Raw genomic sequence first — 11,773 nt, 5'->3', positions numbered from 1 at the left:
CCCAGGCATTGTTCACTTGTAAAATAAATGGCTACTTTTTAACCGCCTGATAAGCGGCGTTGATTTCTTCAATATACTTAGTGCCTCCGCTGCTCTTCCATTGCTCAACCGCCTTTTTCCATCCTGCCGCGTCAAGCTCGCCTAGAATAAATTTGCTTTGAGCGTCGTTGACGGTTTGATCCAATGTCTTGCCGAGAGTAGTATACGTTGCCGATTTATAAGGCGCCGCAGGATTGAACACAGCAAACTTCTCATTTTCCCTACGGACTTCTGTCGATCTAGCGACTTGCGGATCGTCCGATTTTAATTGCGGCAACATATCAGTCAATATACTCATGTTATAGATGCCTGGGCCCGCGCCTGTCGACTTGGTGAAACCATCTTGATCCTTCCACACGACTTTTTCGCCGTCCAACGCATAGTTGACCCCTTCAATGCCATAGTTTAGCAGCATTTGTGCTTCCTTACTGCCCAATTTATCAATAAAACCCAATACTTGGCGCAGCTGTTCCTCTGTCTTTACGTTTTTCTTTGGAACCATCATCATCAAGTTGAATCCGCTTTCACCTCGTGTCTTGACACCAGCCGGACCTGTAAATTGGTTAATCATAATCACTTGTGCCTTCGGATCATTTTTCTGAACAGACTTCTCCCGAGTGGAATCAGAAACCTGATAATAAATACCTGCTTTGCCACCATAGAAAATTTCGTTCTTCTTGTTGGAATCCACCAGTAGGAAATCTTGGTTGACGCCATGATCGTCATATAACTTCTTCATTGCATTCAGGGTGTCTGTATACTGTGGCGTCAGCACAGCTGGAACCAACTTGCCGCCGTCTTCTGCCCATTCGTTTGGTCCGCCTAGCCATGTCATTAACGCTTTGAAATCCGAGCCGCCGTTATCCATCACCCATCCGGTTGTATCGGTTTTCCCGTTCTTGTCTGGATCGCCAGTTCCGAAAGCTACTGCTGTATTCAACAGTTCTTGCGGCGTTGTCGGCGCTTTAAGACCCATATTATCTAGCCAGTCCTTGCGAATAAAGATTGTGCTTCTTGCTTTATCTCTAGCACGATAAATGCCGTAGTTTTTTCCTTTGTATGAAGCATTGTTCAGGACACCTGCGTCAAGACGCTTCAAATTAGGGTATTCTTTTAAATAAGGCGTTAAGTCCCAGAACACACCAGCATCAACGGCATTAGCAACTGCCGGTAGATTTAAATCGGCAACAACGACAGTCGGCAAATCTCCTGCCGCAAGGGAAGCGGTCAACTTGTCATTGTATGCCGCGTTCGGTACCCAGTTGATGTTCAGCTTCGAGTTAGTAACCTCCATCAGTTTCTTCATGACGTCGCTGTCGGCTGCTGGCGCATTTGGCGAGGTGTACATCGCCATGAGGGAGATATTTACCGCTTCAGCTGGTTTAGCGCTAGGTGTTCCCGATGTCGCAGTTGTGGAAGAAGCCAGAGTTGCAGTCGATGTATCTCCGCTTTTTGTTCCGTCGCTGCATGCCGCTAGTAGCGCAGTACTTAGCATTAGGACGAGCATGACCCTTGTTTTCTGAACCGTAACCGTTTTCATTTTAGTTAATACCCTCTTTCTATTCAAATTATATATTAAATGATGACGAACTGCACTCCCGAAGGCCATGCAATAATCATCCTTTAACCGATCCCAGTAGTACGCCTTTGGTAAAATATTTCTGCAAAAACGGATATAAAATCAAAATAGGAAGCGTCGCGACCACGATGACTGATGCGCGAACAATGTTCGATGGAGGAATGTAGGAAAACTCATCATCGCCAACCCCGGCAGTGCTGACCGTTACAATTTGCCGGAGCAAAACCTGAATCGGCCATTTGGACTGGTCGTTCATATACAGAATCGCCGATAGGAACGTGTTCCAATGACCCACTGCATAGAAAAGCGAGATCGTAGCGATGGCCGGCAGCGACAAGGGTAGAATGATCAGGAATAGAATAAATGGGTCTTTGGCGCCATCCATTTTCGCCGATTCCTCCAATTCATCCGGAAGGGCCTGGAAAAAACTTTTTAAGATGATTAGAATGAACGGACTAACCAACCCAGTAAGCCATAGCGACCAGTAGGAATTCAGCAACCCCAGCGATTTCACAAGCAAGAAATTAGGGATCAGCCCTCCAGCAAACAGCATGGTGAACACAATCATCAGCATAACGGGATTTCGGCCTTTTAAATATTTTCTTGATAGTGGATATGCGAGCAATGCCGTCACAATGACATTAAGCGCAGTCCCTACCACCGTTATGAAAATCGTTGTCATTAGGCTTCGTGGCAACGTGTTAGAAGAGAAAATAAACCGGAATCCGTCCAAGCTATACCGTGTCGGGATAAGAAGAAACGGATGGGCCGCCAGTTCCGAAGAAGCCGCGATGGATGTAGCAAATACGTGCAAAATCGGTATAAAACAAATCAGTGCATAGAGAAATAACAGAGCATAGTTGACCCAATCGAATAGCATGTTCCTCGAGTGCCTACGGGCTGCGCTGATCGGTACAGATACGTTTGCTGTTGTTGGTTTCGACTGTTCCATTACCATATACCCTCTTCTCCCAACTTTTTAGCTAAACGGTTTGCTAGAAATACCATAATCAAACCTGCTACCGATTTGAAAAGACCGACGGTGGTGCTGTAGCTAAACTGGCCGCCTAGTACCCCTATACTATAAATGTAGGTATCAAATACGTCCGCCACGCCCCGATTCATCGAATTCGACATCAGGAACACATGATCGAAGCTGAGATCCATGATATCCCCCACTTTAAGAATAAGCAGAATGACAACAACATTGCGTATGCCAGGAAGTGTAATATGCCAAACTTGCCGCAGCCTGCTGGCTCCGTCAATCTCTGCCGCCTCGTATAAACTCGTGTCCACACCAGCTATCGCAGCAAGGTAAATAATGGTACCCCAGCCTGCATCATGCCAGATGGACTGAATCGTATATAAGGGGCGGAACCATGTGGCGTCGAGCATAAAGTTAATTTTGTTGCTGCCGAGCGATACCAATAGATTGTTTACGATCCCACCTTCTGTTGTCAGCATTAGGTAGGAGAGAGAAACCACAACAACCCAGGAAAGAAAGTGCGGTAGATAAATAACCGTCTGGATGAATCGCTTAAATAACTGCTTCCGGACTTCATTCAACATGAGAGCGAGAAGGATAGGAATCGGAAAAGCAAATACAAAGCCATACACAAACAGCATCAAAGTATTTCGGAGTAGTACAAGAAACGTATCTTCCGTAAACAGTCTGTGGAAATGCTTTAATCCGACCCAGGGACTGCCCGAAAAGCCAAGAAACGGCTGAAAATCTTGAAAAGCAATAACGTTCCCAAGCATAGGTACGTATCGAAAAACAATGAAATATAAAACACCGGGAATCATCATCAGGTATAGCCATCGATGTTTACCTAACTCCATACGCACTACCTGTAACACCACCTTGTCAAATGATAAGTCGCTTGCAAACTTACTATAACTGGATTAGAGATTATCGGTATATTCTCTTTGCTGAACCAAATTCCAGACAACGCTGCTTTTAATTCGATTATCATTAGTTAGCCTCATTATCATTCGTTAAGATTATAGGCCTAGACCTCGCAAATCCATCTGATAAACGTGCCTTTGCCCTTCATGAGTTGAATCGAAGGAGATAAACGTGCCCTGTCGATTCCAGCGTGGATGTAGATCACAGCGGATATCACCGTCTAGGTCAGGTTGAGAATAATACGAAGCCAGCTTCATCCCCTTCTTGGTGTGTAAATTGTAGATGTACAAATGTCTATAAGAATCCGCATCGGGATAACTATCATAGAGCATCAATCGCCGATCCGGAGAGTAACTGYAATGTCCATCCTTGAGGAAAAATAACTTATCGATCGCCTGCACCTCGCGCGTCTTATCTTTCCACACGTATAGCTGCTCCCCCTCAGGATTCGTTTCCATTTCTCCAGCATGTATCGTCAGGTACTCACGATCCCTCCAGTGGTAATGGGACGCGTACCCATAGTCGGCAAGCAGGAAAAGATCGGAACCGTCCATATTCATCGTGACGACAGCTGTTTTCCACAATTTATCTTTATCTGGGAAACAGCGCACTAGAGCGACAAGGCGGGAGCCATCAGCGTTGAAGGTGATGTGATTGATTAATATTTTCCTGTCCTCACCTTGAAAATACGCTTTCGTAAACTCCCATATCTGTTGCAAAGAAATCGTCTGCCGACTGATCCCTGTCAACAGGTCAATCAGATAGATACCATCATCTTGTGGATGAGGGACGTTCGCGTAAGGGTCCGATTCGCCGGCATATCCGTATCCCGGGCGGAAATCATACATGCGAGGAAAATTGATACTGACCGCATACCGGCCAGTCGGATCGACATTGGCAACCGGCCTTTCCAATTGATGGGACTTACCCGTTGTCAGATTTAGTACGACGCCTTCATAGGCGCTGCCGTTCCTCGAATTATAAATAACGGTATCCTGCGGGTACGCGGGATGCCATTGCAACATGCTCCCCTGCTGGAAGTTCCATGCAGTCGTTTCTCCGATGACGATGAAGTTGTTGTTCCGCAAATCTATAAAACCAAGCTCGGCTCGGTCTTCCGCAAGCGGGAGCCGATCACAAAACGCGACTTTATGACATAGATGATACCGATCATTCCAGCTCCATGCAGGTGTGTCATAATAGCCGAAAAAATAATAGCCATCTTCCTTAGTTAAACGCTCTGCCTTCAACAATTCGTCCTTTATCCGATCCATTGCTCATTACCCCCCGCAACAATAAGAGAGTGATTGTAGATAACATTTTCCGAATATGCGAGACATATATCATGTCGATTATGTTCAGCCGCCTCCCCGCTTTCGAAGACGTTAATATGATCGAGTCGTAAGTTCTTTCCATACGCAATTGTCATATAGGCGGGCTTGATCATAAATTCAGAATCCCGCTGCTCTTTAAGCGTCCGTTTGCCCGTAATAGGTTTGTTGCGATTACCGAAAGGCGTATAACCTGTGATGCGCATCGTCACATCTTGAAATGAAATATTGTCGAGCAGGCTGTCCGGTGCTCCTTGCACAACAATTGTGCTTTGCGTGCTTATAAAGAGATCGCGGAAGGCTACATCTCGTACGCTGCCCATCTTTGAGTCGGCATGCCGCTTCTCGATATCGATGAACACCGGCAACACCGGCTTGATATCGTACAGGTGTGCCGATTCAATCGTGATTTCGCTCATTCGCACCCTCTCCACTGAGCCTCCGTCTTTGACGAAGATGCCGATCCCGATCGCGGAATTAATGGTGCAGTGATTAAAATAAATGTCGCTGATATTTCCGAAAGTCTCCGTTCCCAACTTAATGGCTGTATTCGGTGACTCCAGGATGCAATTCGTCACGAAGATTGACCCGCACGCCTGCTGCTCAGTACTCTTTATTGGGATGCAATCGTCCCCTGTCGATAGGTGACAATCCGTAATAAAAACATGTCGGCAGCCATCAGGCACGATGCCGTCAGTATTCAAGTGGTAACGATAATTCTGAATTGAAATACGGTTGATATAAACGGTATCGCAATGCTTCAAATGAACGGTCCAAAACGAGCTGTCCTGAATACGAATATCCTCCAATGTGACTGAGCGGCAATTATCGAAGAAGCAGGTACAAACCCGTAGTTCAGGCGGCTGTGGTACCCCCCACCAGGAGCCGAACTTCTCCGTACCGAACCCCCGAATCGTTCCTTTGCCCGTAATGCCGAACAAATCGGCATTCGTGGCTTTAAACAAAATCCTGCTCTCATATGCGCCTGACCAGTCTTCCCGGTAAGCGGCACGATTAGTCGAAGCCCAAAGCGTAGCGCCTGTCTCCAAATGCAGCATTACCCCGCTCTTCAGTTCGATACTTCCAATCGAATAATCGCCGGTGGGAACGGTAACCGTCCCTCCGCCTATTCGGTGACATTCGTCTATGGCTGCCTGAAACGCTGCGCTGTCCAGTTTGGATCGATCCCCGACAGCCCCGAAAGCCTTCACATCCAACATGTTCAACCACGATCCTTTCCTTATTAAGTTCTGTAGAGTAAAGCCTTCGTCATCAAAATACCAGCGAAGGTTCATAAGCATGAAAGAATCGTAACGTATTTGCGAATTATCCGTATATATTCATTTCCTAACTATCTTGTTATTTTCTATGCTTGCTCACATTTTTGTATATTCGAGATGGAATATTCTCTTCAATTCAAACTTTTGTGCTTTTTCTTCTGATCATTAACGAAAAGCGCACATCATCCTGCTGCAGTAGCAAGTGAATGTGCGCTTTCATATTCAACATTAGATATCTGCTCACCAAAAGTCTCGCAGCCTTCGTATCACGTTCCCTTTTAGGTAGAATATCTAGACTCGCCCTCATCATAGCTGATAAGCGATTGATAGAGAAATCCACATAATTCTCGCTACTCTACATTTTTCCACGCCGAAAAACAGCGTCTTTACAGGAAGTTGATCGATTACCATTAGACTCCATGCACCTCGAGACGGTACTCCGCCTTATAGGTCGCGGACGTGCCCGTGCGGCGCACCATGACGCCCCAACGAAGTAAGTCGGAACGATGTTCGTACCCTCGGAAAATGTACACCGTGGTGCCGGAGCAACCGGCCATCTCCAGCCTCACCCGTTTGCCTGGCAGCTTCCAGCTGATCTGCCAGTCTCTGTCAACGGCGCAGCTTTGCACGTCCTGCATTAGCTGGTAGCCGTCACCATCTCCCGGCGCCGATGTGTTTTCCATCGGCAGTTCACATTCCAGCTCGCCCGAACAGTGGAAGAACCAATCGAATGTATGCTTTTCGCTATTAGTGTGAGAAGCCGCTTCCTTCGTAATCATAAATTCATCCTGAAGCCGGTCGTCCAACAAGTTAAAGCTGCGCTTGTACGTTATGCCTGGATAAACGTCATCCGCCTGCACGAGGCAACTGTTGGCGACGGAATCGAACGACACCAACTTGCCGGCCGGCCGGTTCGGCTGATTGATTCGGTCTACCATGACCGTATTGTGTGCGATCGCTTTGCGCTGCCATTCGCGGAAAATGTCCGAGCCATATCCGGCGTTCGAAATATCGCGCGATACGATTTCATCCTTCAGGAAGATTTCGAAGTTCATTACGTCGGCATGAGCGTGCTCGCTGATAACGAATCCGTACTTCAAGAACACGCTTGTCTGCGGATTTTGCAACAAGACGTAATGAATGTCCTCGTCGCAGCGGGAAACGCGCTCCGGCCGGATCGAAGCGCCGTGCTCCCGCTGATAACACTCGAGTTCGCTTCGCCAATCGGTGCCGAACAGCAGGCGTGGGAGCGTGCCCACATATTCCGACGCTCCGTCGTTGTTGTCATCGTAGCATTGCGCAAGTGCATAGCGGAAATTCGGCTCGTCGTAAACGTTACGGATCCACTCGTATTGACGCGCGTAATTGGCGAACGAGAGTAACGGCCAGCCGTCGTTCGGGCTCGGGAATTTCCCATTTGGGAACGCGTATTGAAGTGGATAGCGGTACATTTTGCGAACGGAGTCCGTAAACGTAGACTGCTCGTACCCGTAAAGCGCGCAAAAGGCGGCGTAATGGGTCAAGCCGTCCGCGCAGTAAAAATGATAATGGAACGAGCTCTCGTACCAGAAGCCTTGCGGCAGCAGCCCTTTGGCCAGCTCCTTGTTGATCCCTTCGTGCCCATCCTCCGCTAGCCGGCACCATTCATGCTCGCCGAAGAAAAGGCCGATCATGCCGAGCGCCGACTTCATCCAACAAGCGATATTCGGCGTGCCGCCGTCCTTCGTGTTCAGAAACGAGGCCATAGGGAAGAAAAAGCGAAGTTTTGCCAACTCGAGTTCGTCCTCCGGCAATTCGTCTCGCACAAGGTGCATGCCGTTCAGCATCCAGCAAATCGTGACAGCATCCATCAGGTTAATGCCGCTGAACCGGCCTTCGAAGCCTCTCGGCGTGCGGACCCGGAACGATTCCAGATGCTCCGACAAAAAGGCCAGCACCTTACGGATATACGTCAAATACTTCAAATCCCCGTGTAGATTGTAGAGCACGGCGGCGGAAAAAACCTGAGTCCCCGTTTTACTACGGTATGCGGCGTTCCAAGCCTCGTTCGCTTCGTCGTCATGGCGAATGGCATCGCAGTGGCTGCAACGATGCTCGGTCGGCTTGTTGACGTCGAACACGAGAGCAGAGGCGCAAAAGCTACAAAAGTAATTGTGTCCCCAGCCGGAAATGCGCGTTAGATCGTCAGCGTATTGCGCAATCCATTGATCGGTTTCTGCTTTCGTTTGTTCGGCAATCTGCTTCGCCCATGGATAGCGGGTAATTTTATCGTGAATCGCGGGCCAGTCCTTCACCAAAAGTTTGGCTGCCGGTAGCATTCAATCGTCTCCTTCGCGGGTGCTTTAGATTGTTCAGCTTCTTGCACAAGTTCTCATCCAGCTGATTGCGGTCTGGTCGTGCGGCTTCGTAAACATAAGCGCCTATTAAATGAAAGCAGCTTGGTTCAGCAGTTATCTCTTAAAACGAAGCCCAAGGCTTGGACGCGGCGACCGATATCGTCCGGAATTCGTTGCCGAATATCATCGTCGCATCTCCCTGCTGATATGGCCTGCAAGCAACATAAAAATGATACAGCACGCCGTTCCAGAAAAATACGGATGGTTTGTGTGCGTGAGTCGAATCGATTTCCCCGGCCACACCTGCGGCAACGATCGGCTCCGGATACTTTGTCCACAAGGCAAGATGATTCGAGAGGGCAATTCCGTTCTGAGCATGCCGTCCATCAAAGCCGAAATAATACATAAGCCATTGTTTCCCGTCATAAACGATGCAGGGCTCGCTCACAAAGATTGAATCCCACCGGCCTGGACTGTTCGGCAATACAGGGTTATGTGGCGCCCGATTCCAGTTCAGCATATCGACAGAGGTGGCATATCCAATTTGCTCTCTCCAGTGATGCCGCTCGAGAGATTCTTTCGGCTTGTTTTTCGCGTTGTAAAAGAGATATAGCAGTCCGTTATGCTCCAGCAAACATTCTTTGTACAACCCGCCATTCTCCCAATCATCCCCGCTTTCCGCCGTTAAAACCGGCTCGGGCAAGCGATGCCACTCGAGCAAATTCTCGTCCTTCGTCCAAGCAAGACCAATACTGGCCGCCCCCCTCTCAAAGCCGCTTTCCGGATAAGCGTGATATGCGAGCCAATACTTTCCGTCCCACCGCTTCAATGTTCCTGGGCCGTCGATCTGCGAGTCACGCAGCATCCATGTGCCCGCTGTATTGCAGTCGTCCCATCCAGAGCCATTGCCGCGCTTCAAAATCATGCCGTATGGCTGCCAATCAAGTAGATTGTCGCTTACCGCGAGTGCGGTCTGGTACCCCATTCCGTCAAACCCTACATACATCATATAGAACCGGTTCCGGTGCCTAAATACAAAAGGGCAATCGACCGCTTGTTCATCGAATGCCCCTTTCTTGTCGGAGCCAATCAGCACTGGTCTGCCAAGCTTGTATGGCCACGCCCAATCGGGATTTGTCGTTTCCATTAGTATTAGCTTCCTCCGTTTGCAGTTGTCCCCATGATAATAACGAATTATCCCGGCGAAATGTATTCGACTTCCTTATGATTTTATTAGAATTATTGCTTTTTTGTCTTTCTCAATAGACTCCCTGCAGCGGTATTATTAAAATGGACCATCGACACAATCGGATATTGTTCTTGTCACCAATGGTGGACTCGAAATGGGTCTGCAAGCTGTTTGAACTCATCATATTTTCTTGTAACATAAGGCCCTCCTCCTAATTCCGCTGCTCATATTCATGAAGTGCGACCGATAAACTGGCTGCATCCCCAACATTATCTTTTAGTCCGGATGGAACTACTCGGCAAACACCGAGAGAGATAGGCAAAGCCTCGCGCTGAAGTTCTTCCATGACAAGAGGTGCAAGCATAGACTCTTGCCGCTCATAGATACTTCCAATAACAATGGTATCTGGATTTAGAATATCAATCAAGATAGCCAGTCCGCGACCGAGCTGTCCACTTACCGTTCGAATAACCGTCATCGCCAGCTCATCTCCGGCGTGGGCAGCTTCAAACACATCTTTTGCTGTGAATTCTTGGAGCTGCCTATCGGCTAATAAAAGTGCCGATTTCTCCACATGTCCACCATACTCAAATAACATTTGAGCCAGTCGGACAATCCCGCCGCCGCTGCAAAAGCCTTCGAATGAGCCAAATTTGCCATAGCCGAGAGGGCCATTTTCTGCTAAACGGATATGCCCAACTTCACCGGCCATATCGTTGGCCCCTCCATAAATGCGCCCGTTTAGGATAAGACCAGCACCCATACCTGTTCCGAAGGTCAAGAAAACCATATTGTCAGAGCCACGCCCGGCTCCCCATTTCCATTCCGCTAATGCACAGGCGTTAGCATCATTTTGTAAACCCACAGGGACGCTGAAACGATCTCGAAAAGGAGTCAACACATCAATGCGATCCCATCCTGGCAGATTCGGCGGTGACAATACAAGACCATCCTTACTGCTCAAAGGTCCACCGCAGCTGATACCGATCGCTTGTAATGTGCCTCTATTGTTGCGCTCTAGCAATTGTTCCAAGGCATCACCAAGCTGCAGTAGTGCTTCTTCAGGTGTTGGCGGCGTCGGAAAGCTTATTTTATCTATGATGTTAACCGTCTCAGATGCCGTACTGCCCAGTACAGCCGCACACTTCGTGCCTCCAATATCAATACCACCGAGCATTAGACTCATACAAAGAATGCCTCCTCGAGCATCATACAAAGCACATGGTAGATCGGAAGATGACGTTCCTGAATGTCCGGTGTGGAGCGGTACGGTACGCGAATGATGACATCGCAAAGTTCCTTTAATCTGCCGCCGCCTTCACCCGTTAGACCAATCGTCGTTACACCCATGGATTTGGCTACCTGCACAGCGTACACAATATTAGCCGAGTTACCGGATGTACTTAATACAACGAGCGTATCCTCTTGTTTGCCATACCCGTAAACTTGTTGCGCAAATACCATATCTGCCGCTACATCATTATTAAAAGCTGTTGCAAACGCCGTATGGCTGACAAGCGAGATCGCCGGGAGCGAACCCTGCAAATGATCCGCTAAATACTTTCCATGCTCTTCGCCATGTATCATCATTTTGTCTCTTTGCTCCTGAGGGAGTCCGCGCGGAGACATAAATCCTTTCATTAATTCACCCACAACGTGTTCACAATCCGCTGCACTTCCTCCGTTACCGGCAAGCAGCATTTTGCCACCCTTTTCGAACGACAGCTTCATCGCCTCAAATGCCGCTTGGATTGAGGCACGGCAAGGCTCCAAATCTGGGTATTTAAACAATAGTTGCTCTAACGTTTGACCCATGCACCAATCTCCTCCCTACGCATGTTTAGGTTTGTTTCAAATGTTCAATCCTTCTAAGAAAAAGGGTTCAGGGGCGAAGCTGCCTGATTTCAGTACATAAGGGGATCATCACGGTTTAGATCCGCTAGTAGGCGTTGAAGCTCGGGGTGATACCGTTGATGTTAAAAGAAGAGACGGTTCCCACGTAGAGAACGTCCCTTCAGGCAGCTTAGAAATCCAAATTGGAACAGATTCGACGTCTACACTCGCTCATCGGTGTTCTACCTGGAGGACGGAGAAATAGACATTCATCTCA

10 protein-coding genes are annotated in these 11,773 nt (G+C 48.2%); all 10 read right to left on the bottom strand.

What is annotated here, in order from left to right; translation table 11 throughout:
- Positions 1 to 31: 31 nt before the first annotated feature.
- The 10 genes from AC1DVJ_RS07060 to AC1DVJ_RS07015 all read right to left on the bottom strand — a co-directional run bounded on the left by AC1DVJ_RS07060 (position 32) and on the right by AC1DVJ_RS07015 (position 11,478).
- Complete coding sequence (locus tag AC1DVJ_RS07060; protein WP_477589444.1) at positions 32 to 1,579, bottom strand: extracellular solute-binding protein; 1,548 nt, start codon at positions 1,577 to 1,579, stop codon at positions 32 to 34.
- Between the two features lie 76 nt (positions 1,580 to 1,655).
- A complete protein-coding gene (locus tag AC1DVJ_RS07055; RefSeq protein WP_477589495.1) occupies positions 1,656 to 2,498 on the bottom strand; it encodes a carbohydrate ABC transporter permease in 843 nt (280 codons plus the stop codon).
- Between the two features lie 71 nt (positions 2,499 to 2,569).
- On the bottom strand, positions 2,570 to 3,460 hold the full coding sequence (locus AC1DVJ_RS07050; RefSeq protein ID WP_477589494.1) for an ABC transporter permease: 891 nt from the start codon (positions 3,458 to 3,460) through the stop codon (positions 2,570 to 2,572).
- 162 nt (positions 3,461 to 3,622) lie between these two features.
- Positions 3,623 to 4,801: a TolB-like translocation protein gene (locus tag AC1DVJ_RS07045; RefSeq protein WP_477589443.1), complete on the bottom strand. Its 1,179-nt coding sequence runs from the start codon at positions 4,799 to 4,801 to the stop codon at positions 3,623 to 3,625.
- Positions 4,789 to 6,153: a glycoside hydrolase family 28 protein gene (locus AC1DVJ_RS07040; protein ID WP_477589442.1), complete on the bottom strand. Its 1,365-nt coding sequence runs from the start codon at positions 6,151 to 6,153 to the stop codon at positions 4,789 to 4,791. The genes AC1DVJ_RS07045 and AC1DVJ_RS07040 overlap by 13 nt, the downstream gene beginning before the upstream one ends.
- A 395-nt stretch (positions 6,154 to 6,548) precedes the next feature.
- Positions 6,549 to 8,456, bottom strand: coding sequence for a heparinase II/III domain-containing protein (locus AC1DVJ_RS07035; RefSeq protein WP_477589440.1), 1,908 nt, complete (start codon positions 8,454 to 8,456; stop codon positions 6,549 to 6,551).
- Between the two features lie 139 nt (positions 8,457 to 8,595).
- The gene (locus AC1DVJ_RS07030) at positions 8,596 to 9,621 is read right to left on the bottom strand and encodes a glycoside hydrolase family protein (protein WP_477589439.1); all 1,026 of its coding nucleotides are present in this window, start codon (positions 9,619 to 9,621) and stop codon (positions 8,596 to 8,598) included.
- Positions 9,622 to 9,733: 112 nt separating this feature from the next.
- A complete protein-coding gene (locus AC1DVJ_RS07025) occupies positions 9,734 to 9,862 on the bottom strand; it encodes a hypothetical protein (RefSeq protein ID WP_477589438.1) in 129 nt (42 codons plus the stop codon).
- A 12-nt stretch (positions 9,863 to 9,874) separates the two neighbouring features.
- A complete protein-coding gene (locus AC1DVJ_RS07020; RefSeq protein WP_477589436.1) occupies positions 9,875 to 10,849 on the bottom strand; it encodes an ROK family protein in 975 nt (324 codons plus the stop codon).
- Positions 10,846 to 11,478 carry a D-sedoheptulose-7-phosphate isomerase gene (locus tag AC1DVJ_RS07015; protein ID WP_477589435.1) on the bottom strand — a complete coding sequence of 211 codons (633 nt, stop codon included), beginning with the start codon at positions 11,476 to 11,478 and terminating at the stop codon, positions 10,846 to 10,848. The genes AC1DVJ_RS07020 and AC1DVJ_RS07015 overlap by 4 nt, the downstream gene beginning before the upstream one ends.
- Positions 11,479 to 11,773 lie beyond the last annotated feature (295 nt).

It is taken from the genome of Paenibacillus sp. P4_A9 (assembly GCF_056402415.1).
Note: the sequence above shows the minus strand (reverse complement) of the source record. Positions and strands in the feature narration are given on the sequence as shown.